This is a genomic window from Dyella sp. Tek66A03 (genome assembly GCF_052567735.1).
Genome location: NZ_CP199584.1, coordinates 1,793,664 through 1,809,280 on the forward strand (window position 1 = coordinate 1,793,664; position 15,617 = coordinate 1,809,280).

Genomic DNA, 15,617 nt, shown 5'->3' on the forward strand with positions numbered 1-15,617 from the left:
CCCGTTCTTGTTCAAGAGGAAATGCAGATGGACTCGATCAACCTCGACCCGACCCAGCTCGACTGGGCCAAAGGCGATGGCCTGCTTCCCGTTATCGTCCAGCACTGGCTGAGCGGCGAAGTGCTGATGTTGGGCTATATGAATGCGCAGGCGTTGACGACAACGCAGGCGACGGGAAGGGTCACGTTCTTCAGTCGCAGCAAGCAGCGCCTGTGGACCAAGGGAGAGACATCCGGCCATGTGCTGGCAGTGAAGTCCATGCGCATCGATTGCGATGCCGACACCGTGCTGGTGCTCGCCCAGCCGCATGGACCGACTTGCCACAAAGGTACCAGCAGCTGCTTTGGCGACGACGTGACGCCGCCGCTGGGTTTCCTTGCCGAACTCGACGCACTGGTGGCGCGCCGACATGCCGAGCGCCCGTCGGGCAGCTATACGACCCAGTTGTTTGAAGGCGGCATTCGCCGCATGGCGCAAAAGGTCGGTGAAGAAGGCGTGGAGACCGCACTTGCTGCGGTCGCGCAGGACGACGCCGCCTTGCTTGGCGAGTCGGCTGATCTGATCTTTCACCTGATCGTGACGCTACGTGCCCGTGGGCTTGGGCTGGGCGATGTGGTCGCATTGCTGGCCGACCGCCACATGGAACGGGCGGGCAGCTAGCTCGCTTGCGTGGCCTTCACGGCTCCCGCCTCGAACAGGCCTCATAACCTCCAGGGCATGTCGGTCTTGCGCGCGACGACGAATGGCTAGCGCCGCCTTAACAGGGACTGTGATTGATTCTGCATCGGGCATATCCACGCGTCGGGGTGGCGTCATGCGAGTCGCATCTGCCAGTTTTGTACTGGTACGCGCGAACCAGGTTCGCGGGCGTCAGGTCATGGGTGCCTTTCAAGGGTTTGGGTCCGTCTTCTGTTTTTACCGTGTGAATCCCTAAGCAGTCGTGCATGGCGTGGATTAGGCGAGCTGCCTCGGCAGACCGCACGATGCCGCGTCCGCGACACGAGGAACATTTTATGGCGGATATCGCTGTGATTGGTGGTGGTGCCGCGGGAGCGGCAGCTTTCGGCGAGCTGTTGGCGCAAAGTCATGGTCGCACGGTGCACTGGATCGTCGGCCCGGAGGCGCCAGGGCGTGGCGTGGCTTATGCCACCCGCGACGACAGGCATCTGCTCAACGTGCGCGCGTCGAGCATAGGCGTCTTCCTGGAGCAGGGCGAAGAATTCATCCAGCACGCCTCGCGGCAGCTGGGACAGGTGAGGGGAACGGATTTCCTGCCACGCCGGTTGTTCGGAGATTTCATCCAGGCCCAGGTAGGCGCGCGTATCGATGCCGCCCGCAAGGCCGGACGGAGTTTTCGGATTCATCCAGAGAGCGCACACGAACTCTTGCGCCGCCCCGAAGGCGGCTATGCCGTGCGTATCGATACGGATCGGTGGGTCGATGTCGGCGATGTCGTTCTTGCGGTCGGTGCGCTCGCCCAACGTCCGCTGCGTACGGTGACGCCGACGGCCTTGTCCAGCGGCGCCTATGAACTCGATCCCTGGCGACTGGACCACCATCCGAAGGCGCCGCGTCGTGTACTGGTCATCGGTACGGGACTGACGGCGGTGGACACATTGCTGTCCGCGTCGATGCAATGGCCGAACGCCGAACTGGTTGCGGTATCGCGACATGGACTGTGGCCATTCACGCATTCGCCCTTGCCGTTGGCGCCTTATCCGGCGCAGGAAGAACTCAACCGGGCCCTGCTGGCGTGCGCCGGCGTGGCGCCCATGCTGCGGCTCGTGCGCAAGGCCATGGAGGATGTGCCAGAGGCCGATTGGCGTAGCGTCATCGACGGCATGCGCCCTATCAATGCGGTGCTGTGGCAGCAGCTGAGCAACGATCAGAGGCGGCAGTTCCTGCGTCACGCGCGATGGATTTGGGAGGCCTCCCGGCATCGCATGGCGCCGGCGTCTGGCCAGGTCATCCATCAAATGCAGGAAGAAGGACGCCTGCAAGTCCATGCTGCCCGCGTGCTTGAAGTGGATGGTGCCGCGCCGCTGCAGGTCACCTTGCGCGAGCGTGCGACGCAATTGGTCAGCACCTTGGAGGCTGACCTGGTGATACAGGCGACCGGGCTGGATACCGCGGTCGCGTATGGCGCCCATGATCTGCTGTCCCAGTTGTTGCGCGATGGGCTGGCCGTCGCCGACCCGCTTCAGCTCGGCGTGCTCGCCAAGGCCGATGGACAGCTGCTTGGCGCGTCAGTTGAGCCGCAGCGCGGCCTCTACGCGATCGGCTCACTGTTGCGCGGAAACCTGTGGGAGTGTACGGCGATGCCAGAGATACGCATCGCTGCCCATCGACTTGCGGCGCAGCTTTCCGCGGAGGGTGTTGCTGCGCGAGAAAGCGTGGGCGATGGCCACAACGGCTGAGGCCTGCGGATGGGGGGTGACGTTGCGCAAGGCGCCGACATGTGGTTATGCCATATTGCGATTTTCCATCGACAGGCCCGGGCGATAGTCTGGTCGTTCGTTCATTGGCAGGAGGCGCCATGAAGAAGCTCATCACCGCGTTGCTGGTTGCCGCAAGCATGCTGGTGACGGCGGCTGCAGCAGCCAAGGATGTCACCCTGCTCAATGTGTCCTACGACCCCACGCGCGAACTCTATCGCCAGGTGAATAGCGCGTTCGTCGCCCAGTGGAAGGCGCAGCATGGCGATGATGTCACCGTCCAGATGTCGCATGGTGGATCGGGCAAGCAGGCACGCTCCGTGGTGGACGGCCTGCCCGCGGATATCGTCACCCTTGCACTGGCCTACGATATCGATGCCATCGCCGATCATGGCCTGCTCGCCAAGGACTGGCAGCAACGCTTGCCGTACAACGCCTCGCCCTATACCTCCACGATTGTCTTCCTGGTGCGCAAAGGTAACCCCAAGGGCATCAAGGACTGGGCGGATCTGGTCCGGCCCGGCGTGCAGGTCATTACACCCAATCCGAAATCCTCCGGCGGCGCACGCTGGAACTTCCTGGCCGCATGGGGTTACGCGCTCAAGCAACCCGGTGGCAGCGACGCGACGGCGCGGGCCTTCGTGCACGATCTCTACAAGCATGTGCCGGTACTTGATACCGGCGCGCGTGGCGCCACCAACACCTTTGTTCAACGCGGCATCGGCGACGTACTGATCGCCTGGGAAGACGAGGCGCTGCTGGCGCGCAAGCAGGTGGGCGACGATGCCGTGCAGATCGTGGTGCCATCGATCACCATCCTGGCCGAGCCGCCGGTAGCCGTGGTCGACAAGAACGTGGACAAGCGCGATACGCGTGCGGTGGCAGAGGCCTACGCCAAGTTCCTCTATTCGCCGCAGGGACAGGAGATCGCCGCCAGGAATTTCTACCGCCCCCGCTCACCGGATGTGGCGAAGCAATACGCCAGCCAGTTTCCGCCGACCCACACCTTCACCATCCAGGAAGTGTTTGGCGACTGGCGGCAAGCGCAGAAGAAGTTCTTCGACGAAGGGGCCATCTTCGATCAGATTGGCACGGGAAACTAGACGGCATGCGGCACCGGGTCCTTCCTGGTTTCGGCATCAGCCTTGGCTATGCGCTGGCCTACCTGGGGCTGATCGTGCTGCTGCCGCTGGCGGCGTTGGCCTGGAAAGCGTCGGGCATCGGTCTTGAAGGACTGATTCGTTTGCTCAGTGCGCCGCGCACGCTGGCGGCGCTGCGGTTGAGTATCGGCGGCGCCTTGCTGGCGGCACTGTTCAACGCGGTGATTGGACTGCTCGTCGGCTGGGTGCTGGTGCGTTATCGCTTTCCGGGGAGGCGGCTGTTAGATGCGCTGGTCGATCTGCCTTTTGCCTTGCCAACCGCCGTGGCCGGTATCGCACTCACCACGCTTTACGCGCCGAACGGCTGGCTTGGCCAGTGGCTCGATCCGCTTGGCATCAAGGTGGCCTATACACCGCTCGGTGTCTTCGTGGCGATGGTCTTTGTCGGTTTTCCCTTCGTCGTGCGCACACTGCAACCCGTGCTGGCATCGATGGAGCGTGACGTGGAAGAGGCGGCCGAAAGCCTTGGTGCGCAGCGCTGGCAGACTTTCCTGCGCGTGATTCTTCCCATGTTGGCACCGACCTTGTTGACCGGATTTGCGCTGGCCCTTGCGCGGGCAATGGGTGAGTACGGCTCGGTGATCTTTATCGCCGGCAATATTCCCTTGCACTCGGAAATTGCGCCGCTGTTGATCGTGCAGAAGCTTGAGCAATTCGATTATGCCGGCGCCGCCGCCCTCGGCGTCGTGCTGCTGCTGCTTTCATTCGCGCTACTGGTCATCGTTGCACTGCTGCAACGCTGGAGCGGTCGCTGGGCGGAGCGTACCCGATGAAGGCACAGCCGCGTTCCCGTCCCGTTGGCTGGCCGCGCCGGCTCGTGCATGGCGGCTTGATCCTGGTCGCGCTGGCGTTCCTGGTGCTGTTTCTGGTGTTGCCGCTGGCCACGGTTTTCGTGGAGGCGTTCCGCCAGGGCGTGGCCGCCTACGTCGTCGCGATCCAACAGCCTGAGGGCCTGGCGGCCATCCGGCTCACCTTGATCGTTGCGGCCATCGCCGTACCGCTCAACCTCATCTTCGGCATCGCCGCCGCCTGGGCCATGACACGCTTCGAGTTTCGTGGAAAGGCCTTGTTAGGCGCCTTTATCGACCTGCCTTTCTCCGTCTCGCCGGTGATCTCCGGCCTGGTCTATGTGTTGTTGTTCGGCGCGCAGGGCTGGTTCGGGCCGTGGCTCGATGCGCATGGCGTGAAGATCATCTTCGCCGTGCCGGGACTGGTGCTGGCGACCATCTTCGTTACCTTGCCTTTCGTCGCGCGCGAGCTGATCCCGCTGATGCAGGCTCAGGGCAGCGAAGAGGAGGAGGCGGCACGCGTGCTTGGCGCAAGCGGCTGGCAGATGTTCTTTCGTGTGACCTTGCCCAATATCCGCTGGGCGCTGCTGTATGGCGTGTTGCTGTGCAATGCGCGCGCGATGGGTGAGTTCGGTGCCGTATCCGTAGTGTCCGGCCATATCCGTGGCCTGACCACCACGATGCCCTTGGAAGTGGAGATGCGCTATAACGAATACGACTATGTGGGCGCCTTCGCCATGGCTTCTCTGTTGGCCTTGCTGGCCTTGATCACGCTGGCCGCCAAGACCCTGCTGGAATGGCGCTATGGCGACGAGATTGCCGCGCACGCGCCAGGTGGTCATTGACATGCCATTGGAACTGTCCCATCTGACCCGCCGCTTCACCGAGTTTGCCGCGTTGGACGATGTCAGTCTGACGATTGCACCCGGTGAGTTTCTCGCGCTGCTTGGTCCCTCGGGGTCGGGTAAGACGACCTTGCTGCGCATCCTCGCTGGCCTGGATTACCCGGACAGCGGTACGGCCTTGAAAGGCGATGAGGACTTTCTCGCCACACCTGCACGGCAGCGTCGGGTCGGCATGGTGTTTCAGCACTATGCGTTGTTTCGCCATCTCACCGTCACCGAGAACATTGCGTTTGGCTTGCGCATACGGCCGTGGCGGTCGCGCCCGCCGCGCGCGGACATACGCACACGGGTGGATCGCCTGCTCAAGCGCGTGCAGTTGGAAGGATTCGGCGGCCGCTACCCGTCGCAATTGTCCGGTGGCCAACGCCAGCGCGTTGCGCTGGCACGTGCCTTGGCGGTAGAGCCCGACTTGCTGTTGCTGGACGAACCGTTTGGCGCGCTGGATGCCCAGGTGCGCGTGACCTTGAGGCGCTGGCTGCGCGAATTGCACGAGGAACTTGGGCTCACCACGGTGTTCGTCACCCACGATCAGGAAGAGGCGCTGGAACTGGCCGACCGCGTGGCCGTCATGAACAACGGACGCATCGAGCAGGTAGGGGCGCCGGAGATCATCTATCAGCAGCCGGCCACGCCGTTCGTGTGCGAGTTCATCGGCAAGGTCAATCGATTCACGCTGACGCGCAGCGGCACAGGTTTCGTCGCCGGTGGCTGGGTGCCCGATGGCGACCCGTGGCAAGGACGCTTTGCCGAGGCGAGGGCCTATGTGCGGCCCGAGCAGCTGTGCGTGGCAGTCCCTTCATCGCAGCCTGCGTGGGAGACACGCCTGCGCCATATCTATCTGGCCGGCAGCGTGGCCCACCTCGATCTGCACGTGCCTGCGCTGGATCAGGCGCTGGAAGCCGACGTGGCCAGCGAGGATCTATCCCGCCTTGGACTTCATGCAGGCATGGAGCTACGCGTAGCGCCACGCAGTGCAGTGTTGTTTCCCTGTGACGCGAATGGCGCAACGATCAACGACGAGCGCTGGCTCTGGCACGCGGAGCACCGCGTGCACGCCTAGGCGTGTTCACCCTAACCAAGTGGTGCGCATTGCCTTGCCCAGGTCGTCAGGTGGCAGTGCGTCGCGCAGGCCAGGCTGGCTGCCTGGTCAAGCGGCGCGCTGCCGCCTGGCGGCCTGGGCAAGGCAACCCGTAGGGCCGGGTCTGTTTGCCCCCAGGTCGGCGTCATCACTCGGTCGCGTACCGACGTACGCTTCCTCGTTCTTCCTTGCCCTGCGCGCAAACAGCTCCCGGCGCGCGCCACTTGGTTAGGGTGAACACGCCCTGGTCGCGTCAGTGCGGTGCGGTTGGGGCTGTCGGCGCACCCGACGAAGGCGCGGGCTTGAAGGTCACCGCTGGGCCTGGCGTGATGTGCCTGCGCCACAGCGCCAGTTGATTGGCGATGCCGGCGCCCACGTCCATCTGCGGCTCGGACGGGGTGAGCTTGTCCTTCTGCTCCCATTGCGCAATTTCACCGGAAGCCTGCCGGAAGGCCTCCATGAAGTCGGGTGTTCGATTGAGCGCATCAACCAGCCAGGCGCGGCCGAAATAGGTGATGTCCGAATCGCTGCCGCAACCGAACGAACTGCGGTCGGCACGGGCGGCCGTGAGCACGAGCGTGCCAGCGCCACGCAGCGCCGGCACGAAGCCACCCGAATAACAGGCATTCACCACCACCACTTTCCACTTGAACGGACGTTTTTTCAGAATGTCGCCCAGGTCCGGCGCGCCGATCTGGTCCAGCGGCAGCGGATCCATATCGACCAGCAGGCTGTGGTCTTCACCGCCGTGCGTCGTGAGATAAACCAGCAGGATGTCCTCATCCGGCTTCATCACGTCGGCCAGGCCGTCCAGCGCGGCCTCCAGGTTGCTCCAGGTCGCCAGGGGGCGCCGCTCCAGCGAGTTCGGATTGTTTTCCAGCACCAGCACATGCGTGCCTGCTCCGAACCGCTCGGGGAACAGCTTGGCGGCGTACTCGGCTTCGTTGCGGAACACGTCCTCGCCGCCGTCGGCGCCGAAGGCAAGCACGTAAAGATTGGGGCGGCCGGCGGTGCGCGGTCCCAGGGCCGCCAGCGCCTTTTGCACCATGTCACGCTGGCCATACATCACCTGCTCAGGCGACGGTGCCTTGTTGGGCCAGTTGTCGGCGCTGTCGGCGGAATCGCTGCCGTCATCACCAGCTGCCGTTGCGGCGGGCGCGGGCGCGGAGCGCGCCTCGGCGACGCTGCCATGGCCGTCGGCTGGCTTGGCAGGGGGCGGCGCATAGTGGGCAAGTCCCAGCATGAGCAGAACCCCGGCAGCAAAGGCGAGCAGGGCGGTGAGTGCGATACGCATGGCGGGGGCTCGCGCGGCAGTCAGAGGACGATGGCGTCGAAGTCGGCATAAGCGGGATGGCGCGGTGCGTCGGGTATCGGCAGTGGAGCGCGTAGCAACCAACCCGTGCACAAGCCGGCGGCCTTGGCGGCGTCCAGCTCTTCCACGATGTCGGAGAGAAACAGGATATGTCCCGGCTGCTCGTCGATGGCGGCGGCGATCTTCTCGTACGCGTTCTTTTCCCGCTTGGGGCCCGTCTCGGTGTCGAAGTAACCGGAGAACAGCGGAGTCAGGTCGCCGGCCTCGCTGTAGCGGAAGAACAGCTTCTGCGCGGGCACCGAGCCCGAGGAATAGACATAGAGGTGAAGGCCGTCGGCACGCCAGGCGTGCAGTTTCGCGCCGACTTCCGGATACATATGGGCGCGAAAATCGCCGCCCTCGTAACCGTCCTTCCAGATCATGCCCTGCAGCGCCTTAAGCGCCGTGGACTTGCGGTCCTCATCGATCCAGCGCAGCAGCAGTTCGATCACTTCCTGCCGGCTGGCCTCGACGATCCCGGCCTCCTTGGCGGCCTCGTGCAGCCAGTGCTGGACCTCGGGCGTATCGCCGTGGGTTTCCACATACGCCGGCAGGCGTTTGCGCGCATAGGGAAACAGCACGTCCTTGACGAAGCTGATCGAGCTGGTGGTGCCCTCGATATCGGTGACGATGGCGCGGATAACGGTCATGCGGGTAACCAGGAGCGGGGGCTACAAGCTTACCCGCCACCACGGTCGCCGCCTACCGTAGCGCCCGTGACGGGGGCCTCAGGCCGTGGCCGAGGTATGCGGCGTCATGCGGGGAAACCGGTCGGCGATGTCCTCGCCGGTGAACTGGGCCACCCAGCCTTCCTTGTTGGTGAACAGACGGATCGCCACGAAGTAGGGCGATTCACTCATGTCGAACCAGTGGCGGGTGCCGTCGGGGACGCCGATCAGGTCGCCCTGCTCGCACAGGATGTCGTAGACCTTGCCTTCCAGGTGGAGGGTGAACTGGCCGGCGCCCGCGACAAAAAAGCGCACCTCGTCCTCGCTATGCGTGTGCTCGCTGAGAAATTTCTGGCGCAGGGTGGCGCGATCCGGGTGGTCCGACTTGAGGCTGATCACGTCGACTGTCTGGTAGCCCTCTTCGGCCATCAGGCGATCGATATCCGCGCGATACGCCGCGATGACTTCGTCCTGGCTGGCACCTGGGGCGATCGCCTGGTTGGCTTCCCACTGCTCGAAGCGCACGCCGACCTTGGCCAGCTCGTGGGCGATGTTCGCGTGGTCGGTATGCACGGACACCGGCGTTTGTGGCTGGGTGTCGTTGAAGATACGCAGGCGGCTCATACGGAACGACTCCTCAAATCCATCTCGCAGCCAAGCAGGAATTCGAGTGCTTCCAGGTGGCGGCGTGTTTCGGCCATGTCGCGGCCCCAGGTATAGATACCGTGACCGTTGATCAGATACGCGTGCAGCGGCCGGCCACTGTCGAGCCAGGCATCGACCTGCGCAACCAGCTCGGGCATGTGCTGCGTATTGGGAAATACCGGGATCGCCAGCTCGCTGTCATGCGTGGTCTGGCCGGCGATGGCCTTCTGCAATTCCCAGCCCGCAAGCGTCACCACACCGTCGCGGGCGAACAGGCGGGAAGCGACGCTCTGCGTGCGGGAATGCGTATGCAGCACGACGTTCATCTCCGGCCAACGGCGATAGATCTGCGTATGCAGCTCGGTTTCCGCGCTGGGGCGCGCCGATGTGCCAACGGCCTTCCCGTGCATGTCGATCAGCATGATGTCGTCACGACCCAGGCGACCCTTGTCGCGGCCCGAAATCGTGATGGCCGCGTGATCATCATCGAGTCGCATGGAGAAATTGCTGCTGGTCGCCGGAGTCCAGCCGGCAGCGGCCAGCTCGCGTGCGGCATCGGCGATGGCGTCGGCGCGCTGGGCAAACAGCTCGGGTGAAATCGTGGCGGGTAGAACCTGGCTCATGGCGAATGGACGTCCAAATGAAGGCTCACTATAACACGCCTGTTTTGTGCAGTGCGGCGAAAATGCGAGTCGTTCTCACGATGCTTCTTTTGAGCTAGTAACATCCGGGCAAGGTCCGCCGCGGGTGTGGTGGATATGGATGTTCCACTTGTCGGAGAATTCAACCATGTCGCATGAAAAAGATATCGAATCGCGTCGTCGTTTTCTCAAGGCTGCTGCAGGGACCGCTGCCGCTGCCGTGGTGATCGGCGGCCTGCCGCGTTTCGCGCGCGCTGCCGATTTGCCGCACCTGTCTGATGCAGACCCGACGGCCAAGGCGCTCGGTTATGTCGAGGATGCCAGCAAGACGACGGATCCGAAGCGCAAGGCCGGTGATACCTGCGCCAACTGCCAGTTCTACTCCGGCGGCCCGACTGGTTTTGGTCCGTGCCAACTGTTCCCTGGCAAGGCCGTCAACGCGAACGGCTGGTGCGTTTCGCACGCCGTCAAGAAAGCCTGATCGTTCGTTCTGCGTTGAATCGTTGCGAGGCCGGCCTTGGTGCCGGCCTTTGCTTTTTGCGCAACTGACGCATGCAGCTTCAGCGCGAAGGCGCGAAGCTTTTTGGAAATCACGGAAGGGCACTACAACCGAAGAACTCGGTGAGTAGAAGATGCTGCCCAGACGCGTCAGGCCGAGGAGCTGACCCGCCTGACGCGCCGGGCGGCAATCCGGGGCCCACTGCCAAGTGATATACCCGCGGAGCGCAGATGATACTCCCGGCCGGCGGTCTTGGGGCCTGTGCGGCCAAAAAAATTATCGAAAAAGTCTCGTTAAATCCAAATAAAACAATGGGTTATATTTACATTCGAGACTTTGGCTCATGAATAGCCACGCCGCGATGGTTATTCATCATCAGCCATGTGAATGGCATGTTCTCTGACGTTCGAAGGAATTGCCAGCCATTGGCCGGCAATTCCCAGCGGTCAGCTTTTTACCCGGGTATGAAGGCGGCTGTGGCGGATGCCGTAGCCGAAATAGATCGCGAACCCGCCCACGGTCCAGGCGATCATCAGGACCCAGTTGAACCAGTCCATGAAGTACAGCAGGGCCAGGCAGCTGAGCACGCCCGCCGGGCAGATGACCCAGGCCCACGGCACGCGGAAGCCGCGCGGCAGATCCGGGGCGGTGTAGCGCAGGATCAGCACGCCGGTGCATACCGCGACAAAGGCGATCAGCGTCCCCATCGAGGTGAGATCCGCCAACAGATCCAGCGGGAAGATCGCCGCCAGAAGGGCAATGCCGGTGCCGGTGATCAGCGTGTTGATGTGCGGTGTGCGATGACGGGGATGGATACGACCGAACACCGGCGGCAACAGGCCGTCACGCGACATCACCATGAAGATGCGCGGCTGCGCGATGATCATCACCAGGATCACCGACGAGAGGCCGATCAGCGCGCCAATCTCGACAATCCAGCGCAGCCAGCCGAGTTCAGGATGCACGCGGATCGCCGTGACCACCGGCTCGCTGGTGCCAAGCTGCGTATAAGAGATAAGCCCGGTCAAGACGGCAGCCATGGCCAGATAGAGCACGGTGCAGATCACCAGGGACACCAGCGTGCCAAACGGCAAGTCCTTTTGCGGATTCTTGCATTCCTGCGCCGCTGTGGAGGTCGCTTCGAAACCGATATAGGCGAAGAACACCATGGCGGCGCCGCGCATGATGCCGGACCAGCCATATTTGCCGGTCCCTTCGGAGGTCGGGATGAACGGATGCCAGTTGGCCGGATCGACGTAGCGGTAGCCAGCCACCACCACCACGATGATCAGGCCGACCTTGAGCGCCACCATCAGCACGTTGAGGCCGGACGACTCGCGAATACCCACGTAGCAAAGCCAGGTGAGCGCGGCCACGATCGCCACGGCGGGCAGGTTGAGCAAATGGCCGGTGGTGACGAGATGCCCATTGGTATACGCCAGCGGCGCTTCGGTAAGCGCCTGCGGCAGATGGATGCCGATATTGTCCAGCAGGCTGGTGAAATAACCCGTCCAGCTGGCTGCTACTGCAGAGGCCGAGATGCCGTATTCCAGCACCATGTTCCAGCCGATGAACCAGGCGACCATCTCGCCCAGGGTGGCGTAGGCGTAGGAGTAGGAGCTGCCCGAGATGGGAATCAGCGTGGCGAACTCGGCGTAGCACAGCGCCGTAAAGCCGCTGCAGATCGCCGCCAGCATGAACGAGATCAGCACGGCAGGGCCGGCATGCTCGGCAGCGGCCTGACCGGTGACGACGAAAATACCGGTACCGATCACGGCGCCGATGCCTAGCGCGGTAACGCCCCATTTGCCTAGCGTGCGTCGCAGCGCCGGGCCATGGGAATCGTCGGCATCTGAGAAATCGGTTTTACGGGCGAATAACTGCTTGAGCATGGGGCAACAACCTGGTGAAACGTTGGTCGCGGGACGGCAGCATGCCGCCATCGGTTAAAACGAGAGGGCCGGCACTGGGCCGGCCCTTCTGCAGAATCAGGCGTTCTGCTTGCGCAACTTGCTATGCGCGTAGCCATAGCCGAAGTAGATCAGCATGCCGATCGTCGTCCATCCAAGCATCAGCGGCCAATTGGCCTGGAACGACTGCCAGAACAGATAGAGGCAGATCACCGAGCCCAGCACGCTGACCACCCAGATGCCGGGAACGCGGAACGTGCGCGGCAGGTCCGGTCGGGTGTAGCGGAGGATCAGCACGCCGATGCACACCGTGGTAAAGGCCAGCAGGGTGCCCATGGAGACCAGTTCGCCCAGGATGCTTACCGGGAACAGGCCGGCAAGCACCAAGGCGGCGGCACCGGCAATGATGGTGGCGACGTGCGGGGTGCGGTGCTTGGCATGCACGCGCGAGATGGTCGGCGGCAGCAGGCCATCCTTCGCCATGCTGAAGAAGATGCGCGACGTGCCCAGCAACATCACCAGGATCACCGAGCTCAGGCCGGCCAGTGCGCCGAACGAGACGACGGCCTTCAGCCAGTTGAGCTCCGGGTGGATGCTCAGCGCCGTGGCTACCGGTTCCGGCGTGCCCAGCATGCTGTAGGGCGCGATGCCGGTGAGGGTCAGCGCCATGGCGATGTAGAGGATGGTGCAGATCAGCAGCGAACCCAGGATGCCGATGGGCATATCGCGCTGCGGGTTCTTCGCCTCGCCGGCAGCCGTCGACACCGCGTCGAAGCCCACATAGGAGAAGAACACCAGCACGGCCGCGCGGAAGATGCCGCTGGTGCCGAAACGACCCGGGCCTTCCGCAGGCGGAATGAACGGATGCCAGTTGGCCGGGTTGATGTAGCGGAAGGCGAAGACCAGGAACAGCAGGATCACCACTACCTTGATCGCCACGATGATCGAATTGACGAAGGTCGACTGGGTGATGCCGCGATAGCACAGCATCGTCAGCGCGGTCACGATGAGGATGGCCGGCAGGTTGATGATGGTGTTGGTGCTGACCAGGTAGAAATGCTCGGAGAACTTGGCCAGGATCTGCTGGCCGGCCTTCAGGTGGCCGATCTGGCTGCTGTCCATGAAGGCCAGCGGCGCCGACGCCAGGTTGACAGGCAGCGACAACGACATGCCAGTCCAATGACTGAGTATGGACAGGCATTCGTTGAAATAGCCCGACCAGCCCGCCGCCACCGTGGCGACGGCGAACAAGTATTCGAGAACGAGGTTCCAGCCGATGAACCAGGCGACAATCTCACCCAGCGTGGCATAGGAATAGGCATAGGCACTGCCGGAGACCGGAATCATCGCGGCGAACTCGGCGTAGCACAGGCCGGCGAAAGCGCAGGCAATACCGGCGACGATAAAGCTGATGACCAGGGCCGGACCCGCGTGTTCCGCGGCGGCCTGGCCGGTGATGACGAAGATGCCGGCGCCGATCACGGCGCCAATGCCCAACATGATCAGGTGGCGCGCGGTCAATACGCGCTTGAGACTGACTTCGCCTTGCAGGCTGTCGTGTGGCAACTCGCCCGCGTCCACGTGTGGCGACGCCTGAATCGGATGCGTCGCGAACAGGTTTTTCAGCATGTCTCTCCCCTACAGCCTTGTTTTCGTTCTTTACCGCGTATAACCGTGCCATATGGCACGGTTGGCTTGCCGCTACCCCGGCAACGACGGAGAACCATAGCCTAGCGAGGCGTGGGCGTACAAGTTGCAGTGCGGGCAGGACCGAGGGCGCTGCAAGGGGTTTGCCGACGATCGCCAAAGTAGGGTCCGGCGGAGCTCTGAAATCCGGGCGATGTCTGAAATAATGCTCAGCCGCCGCATGTTAGGGTGCGGCGCTGCATGGTTTTGGAACATCACATGAGCGTGCTTCTGGCGCAGTTTCAACATTACGGCCGACAGTGGCCGAACGAGCAAGGCACTCAGCCTTTCGTCGAACTGCTCGCGGTGGGCCCGCCCGCCTTCGAGCGCGGGTCTCGGGATGCTCATTTCACCGGCTCGGCATGGCTGGTCAGTGCCGATGGAGCGCGCGTCCTGTTGACGCATCACCGCAAACTGGACCGTTGGCTGCAGCTGGGTGGACATGCCGATGGCGATACCGACCTGGCTCGTGTCGCCCTGCGCGAAGCGGAGGAGGAGTCGGGTCTGGATGACCTGAGCGTGGTGCCAGAGCCTTTCGATCTCGACCGCCACCGAATTCCCGCGCGCGGCGATGAGCCCGAACATTGGCACTACGATGTGCGCTATGTGGTTCGTGCCGGCGCCCATGAGCGCTTCGTGCTCAGTGAAGAATCGCATGCGCTCGCGTGGCGATCGATCCGGGAGATTGCCGGCGATCCAGGCAGCGATGTTTCGTTGCGCCGGATGGCGCACAAGTGGCTGCTGCGCTGACGCTCGTGATCCCAGCGTAGCGACGGCTACGAAGCGTACTTCGATGGCGCCGGATTCAAATGCCCGCATTTCTCGCAGGTGCGCGCATCGATCGAGCGATAAAAGCGTTCTAACACCGGCGGGAAATCGTGTTCGATGCTGTCCAAGGTGAAGTACTCCTCGTATAGCTTGTGGTTGCAGCGTTCGCAGAACCACATCAAGCCGTCCTTTTCGCCGGCCAGGCGCTGGCGTTCAATCACCAGGCCAATCGAGTCAGGCATGCGCTGCGGCGAATGCGGCACGCAGGGCGGCAGGTAGAACATTTCGCCAGCGCGGATCGGGATGTCGCGCGACTCGCCGTCGTCCTGCACCTTCAGCACCATCTCGCCTTCGAGCTGGTAGAAGAATTCGGGGCCTTCTTCGTAGTGATAGTCGGTGCGCGAGTTGGGCCCGCCGACGATCATGACGATAAAGTCGCCATCCACGATGCACTTGTTGCCCACCGGCGGCTTGAGCAGGTGCCGGTTTTCGTCGATCCAGCGCTTCAGGTCGATAGGGGGCAACAGGGACATAGGACGTTCCGGCAAAGGGAAAGGCATCGACCGATACTGTCAACTTTGCGGCGGCGCATAGCGCGCGTCAACATAGACCCAGGCCCGAATGCCGGAATCCAGCGCGGCGGCCACGCGCGTGTAGGCAGCGACTTCGTACGTATCGGCGTGGGCGAGCTCGGTATCGGTGATCTCGAAAACCGTTCCAGTCACGCGGTGGCTGCTGTTTCCGGTGAACTTGATGATGGGATGGTGGGCCATACCGCTGGTGGCCACCACGTCGGCATCATCGATGGCCACGAACGACTGCTCGAATCCCACGAGACTATCGGTTTGGCCTTGGAGCACGCGGCCGAAGGTGGCTATCTGCACCTGTTCTTGCTGCAGCGTGCCGTATGAAAAGAGATGCGGCATGGGTTGAATCCTTGGTCGTAAGGAATGCCTGGACACGTTCATGCAGCTGATGCGGGTGATGGGTTCAGCGCCTTGCCAAGGGTGTGGCGACGGCGAGGCAGCACGATTGCACTCGTTCCTCTACCCATCCTTGATGTGGATCAGTGCGACGGTCGCG

At 63.1% G+C, this 15,617-nt stretch carries 16 protein-coding genes; 8 read left to right on the forward strand and 8 right to left on the reverse strand.

What is annotated here, in order from left to right; all coding sequences use genetic code 11:
- Nucleotides 1–27 precede the first annotated feature (27 nt).
- The 6 genes from hisIE (at nucleotide 28) to ACT01B_RS08015 (ending at nucleotide 6,348) form a co-directional block, all read left to right on the forward strand.
- The gene (gene hisIE / locus ACT01B_RS07990; protein ID WP_445146831.1) at nucleotides 28–660 is read left to right on the forward strand and encodes a bifunctional phosphoribosyl-AMP cyclohydrolase/phosphoribosyl-ATP diphosphatase HisIE; all 633 of its coding nucleotides are present in this window, start codon (nucleotides 28–30) and stop codon (nucleotides 658–660) included.
- Between the two features lie 353 nt (nucleotides 661–1,013).
- Entirely contained in the window at nucleotides 1,014–2,417 is a 1,404-nt protein-coding gene (locus tag ACT01B_RS07995; protein WP_445146832.1) for an FAD/NAD(P)-binding protein, read from the forward strand.
- Nucleotides 2,418–2,536: 119 nt separating this feature from the next.
- Entirely contained in the window at nucleotides 2,537–3,538 is a 1,002-nt protein-coding gene (locus ACT01B_RS08000) for a sulfate ABC transporter substrate-binding protein (RefSeq protein ID WP_445146833.1), read from the forward strand.
- Between the two features lie 5 nt (nucleotides 3,539–3,543).
- Nucleotides 3,544–4,368 (forward strand): sulfate ABC transporter permease subunit CysT, encoded by an 825-nt coding sequence (gene cysT, locus ACT01B_RS08005; RefSeq protein WP_445146834.1) that lies wholly within the window; start codon nucleotides 3,544–3,546, stop codon nucleotides 4,366–4,368.
- Complete coding sequence (cysW, locus tag ACT01B_RS08010) at nucleotides 4,365–5,228, forward strand: sulfate ABC transporter permease subunit CysW (protein ID WP_445146835.1); 864 nt, start codon at nucleotides 4,365–4,367, stop codon at nucleotides 5,226–5,228. The genes cysT and cysW overlap by 4 nt, the downstream gene beginning before the upstream one ends.
- Before the next feature lies 1 nt (nucleotide 5,229).
- Complete coding sequence (locus ACT01B_RS08015) at nucleotides 5,230–6,348, forward strand: sulfate/molybdate ABC transporter ATP-binding protein (RefSeq protein WP_445147452.1); 1,119 nt, start codon at nucleotides 5,230–5,232, stop codon at nucleotides 6,346–6,348.
- Between the two features lie 271 nt (nucleotides 6,349–6,619).
- On the opposite strand, the gene ACT01B_RS08020 is transcribed toward ACT01B_RS08015, so the two are convergent.
- The 4 genes from ACT01B_RS08020 to ACT01B_RS08035 form a co-directional block, all read right to left on the reverse strand.
- The gene (locus ACT01B_RS08020; RefSeq protein WP_445146836.1) at nucleotides 6,620–7,660 is read right to left on the reverse strand and encodes a C13 family peptidase; all 1,041 of its coding nucleotides are present in this window, start codon (nucleotides 7,658–7,660) and stop codon (nucleotides 6,620–6,622) included.
- Nucleotides 7,661–7,680: 20 nt separating this feature from the next.
- Entirely contained in the window at nucleotides 7,681–8,367 is a 687-nt protein-coding gene (mtnC, locus tag ACT01B_RS08025; protein ID WP_445146837.1) for an acireductone synthase, read from the reverse strand.
- 78 nt (nucleotides 8,368–8,445) lie between these two features.
- Entirely contained in the window at nucleotides 8,446–9,009 is a 564-nt protein-coding gene (locus ACT01B_RS08030) for a 1,2-dihydroxy-3-keto-5-methylthiopentene dioxygenase (RefSeq protein WP_445146838.1), read from the reverse strand.
- Nucleotides 9,006–9,653, reverse strand: a complete 648-nt coding sequence (locus tag ACT01B_RS08035) for a methylthioribulose 1-phosphate dehydratase (RefSeq protein ID WP_445146839.1) — start codon at nucleotides 9,651–9,653, stop codon at nucleotides 9,006–9,008. The genes ACT01B_RS08030 and ACT01B_RS08035 overlap by 4 nt, the downstream gene beginning before the upstream one ends.
- Before the next feature lie 166 nt (nucleotides 9,654–9,819).
- On the opposite strand from ACT01B_RS08035, the gene ACT01B_RS08040 reads away from it, so the two are divergent.
- Nucleotides 9,820–10,152 (forward strand): high-potential iron-sulfur protein, encoded by a 333-nt coding sequence (locus ACT01B_RS08040; protein WP_445146840.1) that lies wholly within the window; start codon nucleotides 9,820–9,822, stop codon nucleotides 10,150–10,152.
- A gap of 464 nt (nucleotides 10,153–10,616) precedes the next feature.
- Here the strand turns inward: ACT01B_RS08040 and ACT01B_RS08045 are convergent, their stop codons facing one another.
- Both ACT01B_RS08045 and ACT01B_RS08050 read right to left on the reverse strand, forming a co-directional pair.
- Complete coding sequence (locus ACT01B_RS08045; protein ID WP_445146841.1) at nucleotides 10,617–12,062, reverse strand: amino acid permease; 1,446 nt, start codon at nucleotides 12,060–12,062, stop codon at nucleotides 10,617–10,619.
- A gap of 96 nt (nucleotides 12,063–12,158) precedes the next feature.
- Nucleotides 12,159–13,709 (reverse strand): APC family permease, encoded by a 1,551-nt coding sequence (locus tag ACT01B_RS08050; RefSeq protein WP_445146842.1) that lies wholly within the window; start codon nucleotides 13,707–13,709, stop codon nucleotides 12,159–12,161.
- A gap of 276 nt (nucleotides 13,710–13,985) precedes the next feature.
- Between ACT01B_RS08050 and ACT01B_RS08055 the strand changes: the two genes are divergently transcribed.
- On the forward strand, nucleotides 13,986–14,516 hold the full coding sequence (locus tag ACT01B_RS08055) for an NUDIX hydrolase (RefSeq protein ID WP_445146843.1): 531 nt from the start codon (nucleotides 13,986–13,988) through the stop codon (nucleotides 14,514–14,516).
- Nucleotides 14,517–14,542: 26 nt separating this feature from the next.
- Here the strand turns inward: ACT01B_RS08055 and ACT01B_RS08060 are convergent, their stop codons facing one another.
- Nucleotides 14,543–15,067 (reverse strand): 3-hydroxyanthranilate 3,4-dioxygenase, encoded by a 525-nt coding sequence (locus ACT01B_RS08060; RefSeq protein ID WP_445146844.1) that lies wholly within the window; start codon nucleotides 15,065–15,067, stop codon nucleotides 14,543–14,545.
- A gap of 39 nt (nucleotides 15,068–15,106) precedes the next feature.
- Nucleotides 15,107–15,460 carry a gamma-glutamylcyclotransferase family protein gene (locus ACT01B_RS08065; RefSeq protein WP_445146845.1) on the reverse strand — a complete coding sequence of 118 codons (354 nt, stop codon included), beginning with the start codon at nucleotides 15,458–15,460 and terminating at the stop codon, nucleotides 15,107–15,109.
- Nucleotides 15,461–15,617 lie beyond the last annotated feature (157 nt).